Here is a 15,717-nt window from a genome sequence, read left to right on the forward strand (position 1 = left end):
CGGGGCGCGATGCTCGTATGGGGGTGCTACTCGACGGACTCGGGGTCGACGTCGTCCTGGGACGCACTGTCCGGCGTCGCGTCGGCGGGGTCGCCGCCGCCGGGGTTCGCGACGACCTCCCACAGGTGGCCGTCCGGGTCCTGGAAGAAGCCGGAGTACATGCCCCACGGCCGCGTGTACGGCGCCGCGAGCATCGTCGCCCCGGCCGCTCGTGCCCGTTCGAGGAAGGCGTCGGCCGCCTCGCGGGAGTCCACGAAGTGCCCGATCGTGCTGCTCGGCGCGGTGGCCAACGGCGCGCCGGAGTCCTTCGCCATGTCCCCGCGGCCGTAGACGCTGACGATGAGGCCGTCGTCGAGCGTGAACATCGCCGTGGTGCCGCCGGCCGCGGTCTCCGTCGCGGGGTACTCGGTGCCGATCACCCCGCTGCCGTCGAGACCGAGCAGGGCGCGGTAGAAGTCCGCCGACCGTGCGACGTCGGCGACGGCGAGGGTGATCGCGTGCATGCGCCGGAGACTAGTCCCCGAGTCCTAGGATGAGTCGTCGGAGCAGGCCGGACAACTGGTCCTGCTCGGCGTCGGAGACCCCCGACAGGATGTCCCGCTCGGCGGCGAGCAGGTCCGCGATGGCGGAGTCCACGGCCGCGCGGCCCGCAGGAGTGAGCGACACGAGGATGCCCCGGCCGTCACGAGGGTCCGTGCGTCGTGCGACGAGCCCGCGGGCGGCGAGCCGGTCCACCCGGTTCGTCATCGTCCCGCTCGACACCAGGGTCTGCTGCAGGAGCGTCTTCGGGCTGAGCTCGTACGGTTCACCCGCCCGCCGGAGTGCGGACAGGACGTCGAACTCCCACGGCTCGACGTCGCTCTCGTCGAACGCGGCGCGACGAGCACGGTCGAGGTGCCGCGCGAGTCGGTCCACCCGGGACAGCACCTCGAGCGGTCCGAAGTCCAGGTCGTCGCGTTCGCGTCCCCACGCGGCGACGATGCGATCGACCTCGTCCTCCTGCGGCATCCCCCCATCTTGGCGGAAGCGAGGGCTGCGCGGCCAGCCGCGTCGGCATGGGAGGATGGTCGGGCACTCCGCGGGGTGTGTTCCGCCTTGGTGTAATGGCAGCACGACGGCCTTTGGTGCCGTTAGGTCCGGGTTCGAATCCTGGAGGCGGAGCGACGCCGGCACCGTGCTGCTCAGTCGATCAGCACGGCGCCTCGTCCGGGTGGCCGCACTGGTCCTCGAAGTACTGGTGCGCCGCTTCGAGGGATCCGGTGTGCCGGTGCTCGTGGAGCGATGCCATCAGGGTGCAGTCGAACCCGTCGACCGTCCGCTCGATGAAGCCGAGCAGCATCTCCGGGTCACCCCAGACGGCCGTCGCGTCCACCACTCGCCAGCACCCCTGGTCCACCGGTTGCACGCGGACGTCCATCGGGTCGGTCGCCGCCAGCGCCCGCACCCGATCGGCGTGCACGAGCTGCTGCCACGCCGCCGAGACCAGGACCTGACTCGTCACCTGTTCGTGTCCCATGGCGCCTCCTTCGTCGATGCTGTGCACCACCGGGGACGGCAGTGCACGAGACAGTTTCAGTATCGACGGGACACATCGCGACGGAACAGAGGTTGACACCGTCGCCGCGTTCGCCGGATCATGCGCGCTGCCACCGCCCCCCGCGTGGTGGATCGGTGCGGAATCGCACGGGGCTAGCGTGGAGGTGTTCGTGACTGCAACGCGCTGATGGGAGACCGACGACCACATGACGCTGATGATGCTGCAGCAGGACACCGACGACGTGGACACCGTCAGCGCCGTGCTCGGGGGGATGTACCCGAAGGTGCGGCTGGACCCGCCGCGTGGCAAGGTCCGGTTCCAGGCGGACATCCGCGGCGACGAGCACCTCACCATCGCCCGCCTGTCGATGGGGTTCCACGCCGAGGTCGTCGTCGAACCGGAGGGCGTCTTCACGTCGGCGACCCGTCTCGGCGGGCGCCTCCGGACGGTGCACGGCGACGGCGGGAACGTCGGCGGGGTGATCTTCGGCCAGGAGGAGACGAGCGCCGAGTACGACGGCTCCGAGCTCCTCGTGGTGAACATGCCCGAGACGGCGCTCCTGCAGCGCGCGATCCGGGCCGAGGGTGCTGACAGCGGGACCCTCCGCCTCCGTGGACACCACCCCGTCGCCGAGCACGCCGATCTCTGGGCGAAGGCGGTGTCGCACGTGTACCAGAACGTGGTCCAGGTCGATTCCGTCTTCCAGAACGACCTGATCCGCGCCGCCGCGTTCGACTACCTGCTCGCGATCGCCGCCCGGGCGCTGCCGTTCGAGGTGGTCACGCGCGCGCTGGCCAGCACCGGTGCCGGAGCGGCGACGATCCGCCGTGCGATGGCGTACATCGACTCCCACCTGACCGAGGCGATCACGATCGACGACGTCGCGGCTGCGGCCCGGGTGTCACCGCGTGGCCTCCAGGCGGCGTTCCGCCGCCAGCTCGACATGACCCCGATGACCTACCTGCGCCGCGCGCGTCTCGCCGAGGCGCACCAGGAACTCCTCGACGACGAGACGAAGACGATCGGGGCCGTCGCGGCGAAGTGGGGGTTCAGCAACCAGGGACGCTTCACCCGGCTGCGCCGCGACATGTACGGCAGCGGCAGCGGCAGCGGCAGCGGCAGCGGCCGCGGAGACGGCAGCGGCGAGGGCAGCGGCGCGCAGCGCTGACGCGACGGACCCCGTCAGCCGGTCGGCGCGGAGAACAGCACGACGAGCACGGCGACCAGGCCGACGACCACGATCCCGAGGTCGAGCACCGCGAGGGTGACGAGCCGGGCACGACGCGGCCGCACGACGGCCCGGACCACGACCATCGCCACGAACAGGACGACCACGGCGACGAGGGCCGGCCACCCGACCGCCGGCGCGCGGATCGCCATGAGGACCATCACAGCCGCGACGAGCACGGCGGTGACCGCGCCCCACACGAGCCAGTTCGAGCCCGACGCCGTGCGGAGCGCGGGCTGGTCGCCGACACGCGTCGGGTCGGGTCGCGGGTTCTGCTGGTCGGACACGCTCGGCACGCTACGCGGCGGACGATCGCAGCCAGCGCAGCCAGCGCAGCCAGCGCAGCCAGCGCAGCCAGCGCAGCCAGCGCAGCCAGCGCGGACGACGATCCCGCGAGAGGATGGAGCGTGACCACCGCGACGACCATCCTCGACGCCATCGTCCAGCAAGTCGACGCGACCGGGTTCACCGCGCACGGCCTCCACGTGCGAAGCGGCGCAGAAACCGCCGAACACCACTGGACCCCCGACCTCCGCCGCGAGGTCCACTCCGTCGCCAAGGGCGTCTGCGTCCTCGCCACGGGCATCGCCGCCGACGACGGGCTCGTCGACGTCGACGTCCCGGTCGCGACGTACCTGCCCGGGTTCGTCACCGGACCGGGCGTGGAGGAGGTCACGCTCCGCCACCTGCTCACGATGACGAGCGGCATCGACATGCCGTGGTCCGCGACGGAGCGCACCGACTGGCCCGACCTCGCCGCCGAGTTCCTCGGCCGCCCCTCCCGTGGCCGGGTCTTCCAGTACGCGAACGCCAGCACGTACACGGCGATGCGGGTCCTCGAGACCCGGGTGGGCGACGTCGGCGCGTTCGTCGCGGAACGGCTGTTCGCCCCGCTCGGCATCGAGGACGTCGACTGGCTCCGCTGCCCGAACGGGTACGTCGCCGCCGGTGAGGGCATCGCGCTCCGCACCGAGGAGATCGCCCGGATCGGTCGCCTCGTCCGTGACGGCGGGGTGGTCGACGGGCAGCGGATCGTGGGCACCCGGTGGTGCGATGCGATGCACACCGACTGGGTGGAGCGGGAGGGCACGGAGCCCGGGTACGACCGGTACGAGATGGCCGGCTGGGGCGGCCCGGGGCGCCTGTGGCGGCTGCACGGCGCGTACGGTCAGATGCTCCTCTTCGACGGGGACACGGTGGTCACGGTGACGGCGGACGACCACTTCGGTGCGGACGCGCTGGCACGGTTCGTCGCGGACGAGCTGGCTCGGCAGCGCCCGGGTCACGCGGGTACGGCGGCGGAGCCGACGGCGGAACGGGCAGACGGACCGGCCTGACCCGCCGGGCGCACGCCGGGCGGTCTCCCGCGCCCACCACCGGACTGGAGGCACGGTGCGGGCCCGCCCCGCGCCTCCCGTCCGACGGATGCGCACGACGCGATCGCCGCTCCGCGCACGCATGTGCGCCACCTGCGAGCGCGGGCCTGCCGCCGGTGCGATGATGAGCGGCGGCCGTCGCCCGGACGGCCGGAGACGGAAGTGACGAGCGTGAGCGAGACCCGCTCTGAGACCCCCGCGACGGAGCCCCCCGCGACCGAGCCCCCCGCGACCGAGACCACCGACGACGGTGGCCACGGCGCGGGCAAGGGCGTCGCCGTCCTGGCGCTCGCCGCGCTCGGTGTGGTGTTCGGGGACATCGGCACGAGCCCGCTGTACGCGCTGCGGACGGTGTTCACGATCGACGACGGCCTGGTGAAGGCGAACCAGGAGGACGTCTACGGCGTCATCTCGATGATGTTCTGGAGCATCACGATCATCGTGTCGATCAAGTACGTCCTCGTGCTCATGCGGGCGGACAACGACGGCGAGGGCGGGGTGATGGCGCTCGCCGCACTCGCACGCCGCCTGTACGCGAAGCGCCGTGGCGGGGCGACGATCTTCCTCGTCATCGGGATCGTCGGCGTCTCGCTCTTCTACGGCGACTCGGTGATCACGCCGGCGGTGTCGGTGCTGTCCGCGGTCGAGGGGCTCGGCACCGCGGCGCCGTCGGTGGGGCACCTCGTCGTGCCGATCGCCGCGGTCATCCTGGTCGTGCTGTTCGCCGCGCAACGCTTCGGGACCGGCAGGGTCGGCAACCTGTTCGGCCCGGTCATGCTGCTCTGGTTCGTCGTCATCGCGGCCGCCGGGGTGCCGCACATCCTCGCGCACCCGGGGGTCCTGCAGGGGCTCTCGCCGACGTGGGCGATCGCGTTCACGTTCGCGCACCCGTACATCACGTTCGTCGCGATGGGCGCGGTGGTGCTGGTCATCACGGGCGCCGAGGCGCTCTACGCGGACATGGGGCACTTCGGTCGTCCGGCGATCCTCCGCGCGTGGTTCTTCGTGGTGTTCCCCGCGCTCGTCCTCAACTACCTCGGCCAGGCGTCGCTCGTGCTGAGCGACCCGACCGCCGCGAAGGACCCGTTCTTCCTGCTGTTCCCGGACGGGTTGCGCCTCCCCGTCGTGCTGCTCGCGACCATCGCGACCGTGATCGCCAGCCAGGCCGTCATCTCCGGAGCGTTCTCGCTGACCCGGCAGGCGGTGCAGCTCGGCCTGCTGCCGCCGCTGACGATCCGGCAGACGTCCCGCCGCGAGAGCGGGCAGATCTACCTGCCCGCGGTGAACCTGCTGCTGTTCATCGGGGTGCTCGCGATCATGTTCGTGTTCCGGTCCTCGGCGGCCCTGGCCACCGCGTACGGGGTGTCCGTCACGGGGGCGCTCGTCGTGGACACGCTCCTGCTGCTGCTCGTCGTGCGACCCCTGTGGAAGTGGAAGACGTGGAAGCTGGTGGTCGCGGCCGTGGCGTTCGGCGGCCTCGAGCTCACCTTCCTCGCCGGCAACCTGTCGAAGGTCCTGCACGGCGGGTGGGTCCCGCTCCTCATCGCCCTCGCCGTGATCACGGTGATGACGACGTGGCGCCGCGGCCGTGCGCTCGTGCAGGAGGAACGGAAGGAACGCGAGGGCTCCCTCGCGGACTTCATCCAGCACGTCAACGAGCACCACATCCCACGGGTGCCCGGGGTCGCGGTGTTCCCGCACCCGAACAAGGAGACGACGCCGCTGGCGCTCCGCGCGAACGTGGAGCACAACCACGTCCTGCACCGCACCGTGCTCATCGTGTCCGTCCTCACCGCCAACGTTCCGCACGTCCCGCACGCGAAGGCGTTCTTCCGCGACGACCTGGGCTACGAGGACGACGGCATCGACCACATCACCGTGAAGTTCGGGTTCTCCGACGACCAGGACCTGCCGCGGGCACTGCACGCCGCCTGCCTGGCCGAGGTGCTCGACATCGACCCGGACGAGATGGAGCACGCGTCGTACTTCATCTCCCGCGGCGCGCTCCGGCCGATGCCGGGCAACCGCGGCATGGTGTCGTGGCGGAAGAAGCTCTTCGTCGGTCTCGCGCACAACGCCGCCGACCCCGCGGCACGGTTCGGGCTGCCCGCGCAGCGCACCGTGACCATGGGCAGCGACGTCGAGATCTGAGGCTGGCGCTTACACTGCCGACATGACCGAGGTCCCCGTCGTGCGTCCCGAGTGGGGCCGCTTCGCCCCCGACTCCGTCGAGCGCCTGATGCTCGACCACACCGGCGCGGCGTTCGGGCTGGTCCTCCGCCCCCGCACCGTCGTGCTCGACCGCGCCCGCGTCGAGGTCGAGGGCATCGACGAGGCGGACAGCGTCGTCGTCCAGCTCGTGGCGAACCAGGGCGCCTACAAGCCGGCCTGGCGCAACAAGGTGATGGCGGACCTGTTCAAGCTGCTGTGGCTGCGGCAGAGCATCCCCGGGTCTCCGCGGGCCGTGCTCGTCGTCGCGGAGCCCGCGGCCCGGGCGCTCGCCGGGTGGGTGGCGGTCGCCGCCGCCGACCTCGGGGTCGAGGTGCTCGTCTGGGACGGTGCCGCTGCCGTGCCCTCCACGCGCTGAGCGGCCCCCTCGCGGACGCGTTCACACGTTCGCAACACATGTGGTCCGGCGCCGTAACACGGACGTCCTAGCCTCGACACCAGCAGCGGATTTCCGCGTCGCAGACGAACCCGAACTCGCGACGCACGCTCTCCGCCATACGAGACCGAGCAGCGTGCTCGACGACGGTATGGAGGATACGGATGACCACATCAGCGGTCCGGTTGGACGCCGTGCGCAAGGTGTACGGCAGCGGCCCCGGAGCCATGGTGGCGCTCGACGACGTCGAGCTCACGATCGAGCCCGGGCGGTTCGTCTCGCTCATCGGCCCGAGCGGATGCGGGAAGTCGACGCTGCTCCGACTCGTCGCGGGGCTCGAACCCGCCGACCACGGCGACGTCCGGGTGCACGGTGTCAGCCCGGCCGAGGCGTGCGCGGCGAAGCTCATCGGGCTCGTGCCGCAGACCCCCGCGCTGCTGCCCTGGCTGACCGTGCTGCAGAACGTCACCCTGGCCGGCCGGGTGAACCCCGGTGCCGGGCGACGACGCGCGGCCATCGACGACCTCGAGGAGCGCGCCACCGGCAACGGTCCGGACATGCGGGAGCTGCTCCGGATGGCGGGACTCGGCGAGGCGATGGAGAAGCTCCCCGCGCAGCTGTCCGGCGGGATGCAGCAGCGCGCCGCGATCGTGCGGGCGTTCGGGCTCCGGCCGGACGTGCTCCTCATGGACGAACCGTTCTCCGCGCTCGACGAGTTCACCCGCGAGAGCCTGCAGGACCAGCTCCTCGACCTCTGGGACGAGCTGCGCACCACGGTGCTGTTCGTCACGCACTCGGTCTCCGAGGCCGTGCGGATGTCCGACACGGTCATCGTGATGGCCCCGAGCCCCGGCCGGATCGTCGACGTCATCGACATCGACCTGCCCCGGCCGCGCAACCAGCGCCTGTTCGAGGAACGGCGCTTCCACGAGTACGAGGACCTCGTCCGCACGCGGCTGCACAGCGCGTGGCGGACGACGGACGCGGCCTGAGGGAGACGGCACGATGAGCGCGACCACGACGTCCACGTCCACCCCCGAAGCGATCGCCGCCACCGCCGAGGCCGAACGACGCACCATCCGCCGACCCGTCCCCGGATGGCTCCGGCCGTCCGTCTGGCTGCCCCTCGTCGTGATGCTCGCCGTCCTCGCGGTGCTCTGGCAGATCGGCGCCACCGCGATGCCGTACCTGCTGCCGCCGCTGCCCGCGGTGGGGGAGTCCCTCGCGACGCAGTTGCCCTACTACCTGCAGAACGCCGGCATCACGCTGATCGAGTCCCTCGTCGGCCTCGGCATCGGGTTCGTCGCCGCGTTCGTCCTCGCGGTGCTGACGAGCGAGCTGGCGATCGTCCGCCGCGCGGTGATGCCGATCGCCATCGTCCTCAACGTGACCCCGCTCGTCGCGATCGCCCCGGCGCTCGTGGTGGCGTTCGGGTTCGGGCCGCTGCCGAAGCTCGTCATCACGGCGCTCATCTGCTTCTTCCCGATCCTCATCAACACCGCGGCCGGACTCCGGTCGGTGCCGCAGCCGGTGCTGCAGGTGTACCGGACGATCAACGCCTCCCGCTTCGAGATGCTCGTCCACCTGCGGGTGCCGAACGCCCTGCCGTTCGTGTTCGCCGCGCTGCGGATCGTGTTCCCGCTGTCGATCATCGGCGCCGTCGTCGCGGAGCTCTCCGCCTCCGGGTCCACGGGCGGCCTCGGGACGGTGATCAGCACCGCGTCGTCGATGAACCAGCTCGCCGTGGTCTACGCGGCCATCGCGATCCTCGCGGTGATGGGCGTCGTGCTGCTCGGACTCATCACGCTCGTCGAGCGACGCGTCCTGCACTGGCACCGCACCGCGAACGACTGACGCCCCTCCCTCCTTTCCTCCCTCCCCATCCGCGGACGTGACCCGCCCCGGAGACCTGTGTCGTGCCTCCAGGCCGTCACCCGCAGCACCATCTCGCAAGCGCACCCCGCACCCGCCCCTGCACCACCCATCCCTTCCCACAGGAGTGACCATGCAGCACCGCACCAAGGCCGCACTCGCGGCCCTCGCCACCGCAGCCGTGGCCCTCGCGCTCACCGGATGCAGCGCCGGCTCGAGTGCCGGCGCCTCGTCCGAGGGCAAAGCGATCTCGTCCGAGCGCTGCCAGCAGAACAAGGACGCCGGGAAGATCACCTACCTGTCCGGCTACCAGTACCAGTCGTCGGCGTCGATCCTCGAGTACATCGCGGCCGACGAGCTCGGCTACTTCAAGGACCTCTGCCTCGACGTGCAGCTCAAGCCGGGCTCCGGTGACACCGCGCAGAACACGAAGCTCCTCGCCAGCGGCCAGGCGACCGTCTCCGCCGTCGCCGAGCAGGACCTCATCCAGGCCCGTGCGAACGGCATCGACATCACCGGGATCTCGTCGTACTCGAACGCCGGACTCGACGTCCTCATGACGAACGGCGACATCACCGACCTCAAGCAGCTCGACGGCCAGGTCGTCGGGCACAAGGGCTACGTGCCCGCCGCGGTCGAGGCGATGATGGTGAAGGCCGGCGTCGACTGGGACTCCCTCAAGCTCGTGAAGGAGGGCTACGACCCCTCGGTCCTGCCCCGCAAGCAGAACGGGCTCGAGGCCCTCACCGGCTTCGTCTCGAACGAGCCGAACCTGCTCAAGGCCGCCGGTGACGACGTCACGGTGTGGCAGCCGGTCGACTACGACATCCCGGCGTCGCTCGGCGCGATGGCCGTGAACCCGGCGTTCGCGAAGGCACACCCCACCGCGGTCGAGGACGTCCTCCGCGCCGCGCTCCACGCCTACGACTTCTGCTCCTCGAGCGACGCGAAGGTGAAGCAGTGCGTCGGGTACGCCGCGAAGCTCTCCGGTGCGACCTACGACACCGCCCAGAACGCGAAGATCTGGACCACCGAGACGAAGGTCGTCGCGGACAACCCGACGCCCGGGCAGCCGCTCGGCGGCGTCGACCCGGCGAACGTCACGAAGCTCGTCGACATGCTCCACGAGTTCGACATCGTCGACGACTCGGTCACTTCCGACGACGCGTCGAAGTGGTTCACGAACGAGTACGTCGACGCGGTGTACGACGGCGGGAAGCTCGTGTGGCCGGCGCCGTGACCCCGGCACTGACCACCGACGGCGCAACGACGACGAGAGGCGAGGCCACCATGCCCGCGAAGGAGTACGGCATCTTCCTGCCGATCGGCAACGGCGGTTGGATGCTGTCGACCACGGCACCCCACCCCGAGGCCACCTACGCGTGGAACCGCCGTGCGGCCGTCCACGCCGAGGAGATCGGGCTGGACTTCGTGATGTCGATGGCGAAGTGGCGCGGCTTCGGCGGCACCACCGACCACTGGGGTCGCTCGCTCGAGTCGATGACCATGATGGCCGGCATCGCCGAGGCCACCGAACGGGTGAAGATCTGGGCGACGATGCACGCCAACGTCCACAACCCCGCCGTCGCCGCGAAGATGTACACGACGCTGCAGGACATCTCCGGCGGCCGGGCCGGCATGAACATCGTCAACGGTGCCTACGCCGCCGAGTTCGAGCAGTTCGGGATCTGGGACGCGGCCCTCAGCCACGCCGACCGGTACCGGATGACCGAGCTGTGGACCGAGGCCGTCACGCGCCTCTGGACCGAGGACAGCGTCACCATGCACACGCCGTACTTCGACCTCGACGCGTGCGAGTCCCGGCCGCACCCGTCGAGCCGACCGACGATCATCAGCGCCGGCAAGTCCGAGGCGGCGCGGGCGTTCCAGGCGAAGCACGCCGACGGGGCCTTCCTCGCCGCCGACAGCCTCGACGAGATGCGGGACCTGTCCCGTGACGTCCACGACCGTGCCGCCGCCGAGGGGCGCGAGTGCCGCACCTACTCGATGCTCACGGTCGTGCAGGACGAGACCGACGCGGCCGCGCAGCGGAAGGTCCGCGAGTGGGGTGTCGGCGTCGACCGCGAGGCCCTCGCGTCGATGCGGGCGTCGTGGGGTGTGCCCGCCGAGCAGGCCCGGGCGTGGGCGGACGGGGCCGCGGGTGAGGACGCGTTCCAGACGGCGTACGTCGCCGGGTCCGCCGAGACCGTGACGGAGCACATCGAGTACATCGTCGACCGTGGCGAGCTCGACGGACTCATGCTGATCTTCCCCGAGTACGACCAGGACATGGTGCGGTTCGGGGAGTCGGTCCTGCCGGCGCTCCGGCAGCACGACGCGGCGGTGCTCCGATGAGCGGCGCGGCTCCGGCGGGCGCCGCCCCGGCGGGCGCGGCTCCGGCGGGCGCGGCCCCGGGGGGCGCGGCCCCGGCGGGCGGCGCGGCGCGCGATCCGCGTCTCGTCCGTCTGCAGGCCGGCGGTGCTCCGGCACTCGTCGTCGTCGACGTCCAGCGTGACTTCGGTGAGCCGTCGCGGATCGCGCCGTACGGTCTCGACGACGCGGCGTCCGCCGCGGTCGACGCCGCGATCGACCGGATCGGCTCCCTCGTCGACGAGGCCCGAGCGGCCGGCGTCCCCGTCGTCTGGGTCGAACTCGGCAGCGACCCGGCCGCCCCGTGGCGGTCGAGCGCCTGGCTGCGCGGCGGCGACCCGGACGGGCCGATGGCCGAGGACGAACCGTGCGTGCTCGGCACCTCGGGTGCCGAGTGGTACCGGACGACGCCCGCCCCCGGCGAGACCCGCGTCGTCAAGCGCGGCTACAGCGGGTTCCTCGGGACCGACCTGGAGGCGCGACTCACCGCCGCCGGGATCGGCTGGCTGACCGTCGTGGGACTCACGAGCGAGTGCTGCGTCTTCGCGACCGCGCAGGACGCGATGCAGCTCGGTTGGCCGGTCGTCGTCCCACGGGACGCGACGGCGGCGTACGACGTCGACGTGCACGAGGCCGCGCTCACCATGATCGGGCTCAACGTCGGTGTCGTCACCGACGCCGACGAGACCGTGGACCTGTGGCACGCGGCAGCGACCGACGGCGCGGCGGCGGCGGCCGGCACGGCCGGTCCGGCGGGGGTGGGTGCCCGATGAGCGGCATGCACCTCGCCTACGACCTGTCCTTCACCCACACCGAGGGACGCTGGGCAGCCCCGGGCAGCTGGGTCGGGCAGGACTTCCCCGACGTCCGCATGTACATGGAGCTGGCCCGGACGGCCGAACGCGCCGGCGTCGACATGCTGTTCTTCGGCGACGGGTCCGGCGTGCCGAGCACCTGGCGCGGCAGCATCGACCCCGCCGTCGAGTGGGGGATCCAGTGGCCGCGGCAGGACATGTCCCCGGTCATCGCGGCGATGTCGACCGTCACCGACCACATCGGGTTCGGCCTCACCTACTCGTCGACGTTCATGCACCCGTTCTACGTCGCGCGGCTGCTCAACTCGCTCGACCACGTCACCGGCGGCCGGATGGCGTTCAACGTCGTCGCCTCGTCACGGGGTGCGGACGCCGCGAACTACGGCTCCGACCACCTCGTCGACCACGACGCCCGGTACGAGCGGATGGAGGAGTTCATCGGCGTCTGCCGGGACCTCTGGGACTCCGTCGCGCCGGACGCCATCGTGCGCGACCGCACCACCGGGCGCTTCGCCGACCCCGCCGGCGTGCACCCGATCGACCACGACGGCCGGTTCTTCAAGGTCCGCGGACCGCTCGCGAGCGTCCCGAGCCCGCAGACCCACCCGGTCGTCGTGCAGGCCGGCAACTCGCCCCGGGGGATCGCCGCGAGTGCGTCCTTCGCCGACCTGGTGTTCGGCTTCGGCGCGAGCCTCGCCGGGCAGCGCCGGCACCGGGACGCCCTCGACGCCGCACTCGTCGACACCGGACGGGACCCGGCAGCGGTCGGGATCCTCTGGGCCACGCAGGTGATCGTCGGCGGCACCGACGCCGAGGCCACCGCACGACGCGACTCGCTGCTGTCGTTCTGGAACCGGGAGGCCGTCGGCACCTTCATCTCCCACAACGCCGGCTACGACTTCTCCACGCTGCCGGAGCGGTTCCGGCTCGGCGAGCTCCGCGACGAGATCGTCGCGGCGAACGCGAGCCCCGCGGGCCTCGTCGGCAGCCTCGTCGCCGAGTTCGGTGAGGAGCACTGCATGGACCGCGACGAGTTCTTCGAGCACGGTTGGCGTGCGGCGACCGGGCTCGACCACATGCTCGTCGGTGACGCCGCGGGCGTGGCGGACGCGCTCGAGGAGAACTTCGCGGCCACCGGCGGACGCGGCGGCTACATGCTCTCCAGCCCGCTCGGCATGCCCGCCGGGTTCGCCGACCTCAGCGAACTGCTCGTGCCGGAGCTCCGCGGGCGCGGTGCCCTCGCCCCGCGGTACCCGGGGACGACGCTCCGCCAGAACCTGGCGGTGTGAGGTGACCCCGGCCCGTCGGTGGCTCGCGCTCGGCGGGCTCTGCCTCGGCTTCTTCATGCTGCTGCTCGACAGCACGATCGTGTCCGTGGCCCTGCCCGCCGTCGCCCGGGACCTGCACGCCGACGCGTCGACGTCGGTGTGGGTGAACAGCGCCTACCTGTTCGCCTTCGCCGTCCCGCTCCTCGTCGCCGGTCGGCTCGGCGACCGGTACGGGCACCGCCGGGTCTACCTGCTCGGGCTCGCCGTCTTCACCGTCGCCTCGGTCGGCTGCGCACTGGCACCCGGCATCGGTGCCCTCATCGCCTGGCGGGCCGTGCAGGGGGTCGGCGCCGCGCTGCTGACGCCGCAGTGCCTCACCGTCATCCGGTCGCTGTTCGACCCGCCGCGGCTGGCCGTCGCGCTCGCCGTCTGGAGTGCGGGCGGCGGGGCGGCGACGGTCGCGGGGCCGATCGTCGGCGGTGTCCTCGTCGAGGCGTGGGGCTGGCCGTCGGTGTTCCTCGTGAACGTGCCGGTCGGGATCGTCACCGCGATCGTCGTCCTCCGCTTCGTCCCGCTGTCCCGGCGCGTGCGGGTCCCGCTGCCGCTGCCCGCGGTCGTCGGGGTCACCGCCGGGGTGCTCGCCGTCGTCGTCGGGGTCCAGGGCACCGGGGACGGCGTCCTCGCCGAGCCGCTGCCCCGCATCGCGCTCGTGCTGCTCGGCGCCCTCGTCGTCGCCGCGGTGCTCGTCGTGCAGCGTCGGGCCGGCGACCGGGCCCTCGTGCCGCTCGGACTCTTCCGCGACCACGGCTTCGTCACCGGGTCCTGGGGTGCGGCGGCCGCGTCGTTCTGCGTCGGGTCGGCGCCGATCCCGCTCATGCTCGACCTGCAGCGCGGGCGCGGGCTCGGCGCGGGGGAGGCCGCCCTGGTCCTCGTCCCGATGGGCATCGCGTGCCTCGCCGCCGCCCCGTTCGTCGGGCGGCTCACGAACACGGCCGGACCCCGGGTCACGGCGACGGTCGGCGCCGTGCTCCTCGTCGTGTCCGTGGCGCTGACCGCGGTGCTCGTCGGGTCCGGCGCACCGCTCTGGACGGTCGCTGCGGCGTTCACGGGCTTCGGGTTCGCGAACGCCTTCGTCTGGTCGCCGTTCTCGCTCGCCGCGGTCCTGCACGGCGACCCCGCCACCATCGGTGCCGCCTCGAGCACCTTCAACACGGTCAAGCAGCTCGGCGCGGTGCTCGGCAGCACGGCCACCGCGGTCGTGCTCGCCGCGTCGACGGACGCGGTCGCGCTCGGGGTCCTGGCGGTCGCCGCGGTCGGCGCCGTGGTGGCGGCGGCGCTCCTGCCCGGGCGACCGCGGCCCACCGTGCTCACCGGCGCCGTGGTGCACGGAGCGGGCGTCGGGAACGGCCTCGGCTACCCGACCGCCAACCTGCTGCCCGACGACGGCGGTCGCGTGCCGGCCGACGGCGTCTACGTCGGGTCGCTCAGCGCGGCGACCTGGTCGGAGGCACGGCACGCCCTCGTGTCGATCGGCAGCAACAGCACCTTCCCCGACCGCCCGCGGACCGTCGAGGTCCACGTGCTCGACTTCGCCGGCGACCTCTACGGCACGCCCGTCGAACTCACCGTCGGGGCGCGGATCCGCCGCCAGCGCACCTTCTCCGGGCCGGACGCCCTCGTGGTCGCCATGCGCGACGACGAGCGCCGGGCCCGGGCCCTGCTCACCCGCCCCTGACCGGGACGGCCGCGACGCGGTCCCACGACACGAGGAGTCCGACATGCACGACGCGTTCACCGACGACCCGCTCGACATCCGCGAGGCCGCGGCCGAGGTCCCCTCGGTCGTCGCCGCGATCGCCGCCCGCATCGACGGGGTGCCCGTCGTGATGGTCGCCACGTCCTTCACGGTCGGGGTCTCCCACGACCCGCCGCTCGTGTCGGTCGCGGTGCAGCACTCCTCCACCACGTGGCCGGACCTCGCCGCTGCCACCGTGCTCGGGCTCTCGGTCCTCGCCGACGTGCACGCGCCGCACACCCGGCAGCTCGCGTCTCGGGACCGGGACCGGCGGCTCGACGGGATCGACCACGTCGCCACGGACAGTGGGGCGGTGTTCCTCACCGGGTCGCACACCTGGCTGGAGTGCACCGTCGAGGACACCCACCGGGCGGGCGACCACGACATCGTCGTGCTGCGGGTGCGCCGGCTTGCGCGCGACCCCGAGCGGGCGGCCCTCGTCTGGCACCGCCCAGCGCGCCCGGCGCGACCGGCGCGCGAGGCGCGCTCGGGCACGACGCGCACGGTGGTCGCGGCGCCGGCCTGACGCGTCCACCCAGCCCGGCCTGCTGGCGGGTCTCGAAGACGTCACCCCCTGACGGACTGGAGGCGCGGTGCCGGCCCGCACCGCGCCTCCAGTCCGGACGTGGTCGCGACCACCGCACCGACGCAACGTGCGGTGCCGACCCGCCGTCCGGTGCCGGCCGCCGCGCTGTGCCGGGCCGCCGCACAACGGAAGTCACCTCGAACCGCCGCGTCCCACGGTTCGGCGTGACTTCCGTTGTGCGCTGCGGCGCACGGCGCTCGCGCCGCGCCGCGGCGGCTTCGCGCAGCTCCGCGAGTGCGGCCAGCGCCTGCCCCGCGAGCGGTTC

General features: G+C 72.4%; 16 protein-coding genes and 1 tRNA gene. 13 read left to right on the top strand and 4 right to left on the bottom strand.

What is annotated here, in order from left to right:
* Positions 1 to 26: 26 nt before the first annotated feature.
* Together DEJ28_RS03705 and DEJ28_RS03710 are read right to left on the bottom strand one after the other, a co-directional pair.
* Positions 27 to 503: a VOC family protein gene (locus tag DEJ28_RS03705; RefSeq protein WP_111116739.1), complete on the bottom strand. Its 477-nt coding sequence runs from the start codon at positions 501 to 503 to the stop codon at positions 27 to 29.
* Between the two features lie 10 nt (positions 504 to 513).
* Positions 514 to 1,008 carry a MarR family winged helix-turn-helix transcriptional regulator gene (locus DEJ28_RS03710; RefSeq protein ID WP_111116740.1) on the bottom strand — a complete coding sequence of 165 codons (495 nt, stop codon included), beginning with the start codon at positions 1,006 to 1,008 and terminating at the stop codon, positions 514 to 516.
* An 81-nt stretch (positions 1,009 to 1,089) separates the two neighbouring features.
* Here DEJ28_RS03710 and DEJ28_RS03715 point away from each other — a divergent pair.
* Positions 1,090 to 1,161: transfer RNA gene (locus DEJ28_RS03715), tRNA-Gln, on the top strand.
* Between the two features lie 28 nt (positions 1,162 to 1,189).
* Here the strand turns inward: DEJ28_RS03715 and DEJ28_RS03720 are convergent.
* The gene (locus DEJ28_RS03720; protein WP_111116741.1) at positions 1,190 to 1,516 is read right to left on the bottom strand and encodes a hypothetical protein; all 327 of its coding nucleotides are present in this window, start codon (positions 1,514 to 1,516) and stop codon (positions 1,190 to 1,192) included.
* A gap of 226 nt (positions 1,517 to 1,742) precedes the next feature.
* Here DEJ28_RS03720 and DEJ28_RS03725 point away from each other — a divergent pair, with 226 nt between their 5' ends.
* Positions 1,743 to 2,705, top strand: a complete 963-nt coding sequence (locus DEJ28_RS03725; RefSeq protein WP_111116742.1) for a helix-turn-helix transcriptional regulator — start codon at positions 1,743 to 1,745, stop codon at positions 2,703 to 2,705.
* A gap of 14 nt (positions 2,706 to 2,719) precedes the next feature.
* Here DEJ28_RS03725 and DEJ28_RS03730 read toward each other — a convergent pair whose 3' ends face one another.
* A complete protein-coding gene (locus DEJ28_RS03730; RefSeq protein ID WP_181433804.1) occupies positions 2,720 to 3,052 on the bottom strand; it encodes a hypothetical protein in 333 nt (110 codons plus the stop codon).
* Positions 3,053 to 3,172: 120 nt separating this feature from the next.
* Between DEJ28_RS03730 and DEJ28_RS03735 the strand changes: the two genes are divergently transcribed.
* The 11 genes from DEJ28_RS03735 (at position 3,173) to DEJ28_RS03785 (ending at position 15,392) form a co-directional block, all read left to right on the top strand.
* Positions 3,173 to 4,102 (top strand): serine hydrolase domain-containing protein, encoded by a 930-nt coding sequence (locus DEJ28_RS03735; protein WP_111116744.1) that lies wholly within the window; start codon positions 3,173 to 3,175, stop codon positions 4,100 to 4,102.
* Between the two features lie 210 nt (positions 4,103 to 4,312).
* On the top strand, positions 4,313 to 6,292 hold the full coding sequence (locus DEJ28_RS03740) for a potassium transporter Kup (RefSeq protein WP_181433805.1): 1,980 nt from the start codon (positions 4,313 to 4,315) through the stop codon (positions 6,290 to 6,292).
* Positions 6,293 to 6,314: 22 nt separating this feature from the next.
* Positions 6,315 to 6,728 (top strand): hypothetical protein, encoded by a 414-nt coding sequence (locus DEJ28_RS03745; protein ID WP_111116745.1) that lies wholly within the window; start codon positions 6,315 to 6,317, stop codon positions 6,726 to 6,728.
* A gap of 182 nt (positions 6,729 to 6,910) precedes the next feature.
* Complete coding sequence (locus DEJ28_RS03750; RefSeq protein ID WP_111116746.1) at positions 6,911 to 7,738, top strand: ABC transporter ATP-binding protein; 828 nt, start codon at positions 6,911 to 6,913, stop codon at positions 7,736 to 7,738.
* A gap of 13 nt (positions 7,739 to 7,751) precedes the next feature.
* Positions 7,752 to 8,600 carry an ABC transporter permease gene (locus DEJ28_RS03755; RefSeq protein ID WP_220034655.1) on the top strand — a complete coding sequence of 283 codons (849 nt, stop codon included), beginning with the start codon at positions 7,752 to 7,754 and terminating at the stop codon, positions 8,598 to 8,600.
* Between the two features lie 151 nt (positions 8,601 to 8,751).
* Entirely contained in the window at positions 8,752 to 9,858 is a 1,107-nt protein-coding gene (locus DEJ28_RS03760; RefSeq protein ID WP_111116747.1) for an ABC transporter substrate-binding protein, read from the top strand.
* A 50-nt stretch (positions 9,859 to 9,908) separates the two neighbouring features.
* Positions 9,909 to 10,973, top strand: a complete 1,065-nt coding sequence (locus DEJ28_RS03765) for an LLM class flavin-dependent oxidoreductase (protein ID WP_111116774.1) — start codon at positions 9,909 to 9,911, stop codon at positions 10,971 to 10,973.
* Positions 10,970 to 11,761: a cysteine hydrolase family protein gene (locus DEJ28_RS03770; RefSeq protein WP_111116748.1), complete on the top strand. Its 792-nt coding sequence runs from the start codon at positions 10,970 to 10,972 to the stop codon at positions 11,759 to 11,761. The genes DEJ28_RS03765 and DEJ28_RS03770 overlap by 4 nt, the downstream gene beginning before the upstream one ends.
* Positions 11,758 to 13,092, top strand: coding sequence for an NtaA/DmoA family FMN-dependent monooxygenase (locus tag DEJ28_RS03775; RefSeq protein WP_111116775.1), 1,335 nt, complete (start codon positions 11,758 to 11,760; stop codon positions 13,090 to 13,092). The genes DEJ28_RS03770 and DEJ28_RS03775 overlap by 4 nt, the downstream gene beginning before the upstream one ends.
* Before the next feature lies 1 nt (position 13,093).
* Entirely contained in the window at positions 13,094 to 14,806 is a 1,713-nt protein-coding gene (locus tag DEJ28_RS03780; protein ID WP_258368188.1) for an MDR family MFS transporter, read from the top strand.
* A gap of 43 nt (positions 14,807 to 14,849) precedes the next feature.
* Positions 14,850 to 15,392, top strand: a complete 543-nt coding sequence (locus DEJ28_RS03785) for a flavin reductase family protein (protein WP_111116749.1) — start codon at positions 14,850 to 14,852, stop codon at positions 15,390 to 15,392.
* The last annotated feature ends 325 nt before the right edge of the window (positions 15,393 to 15,717 follow it).

It is taken from the genome of Curtobacterium sp. MCPF17_002 (assembly GCF_003234115.2).
GTDB lineage: Bacteria > Actinomycetota > Actinomycetes > Actinomycetales > Microbacteriaceae > Curtobacterium.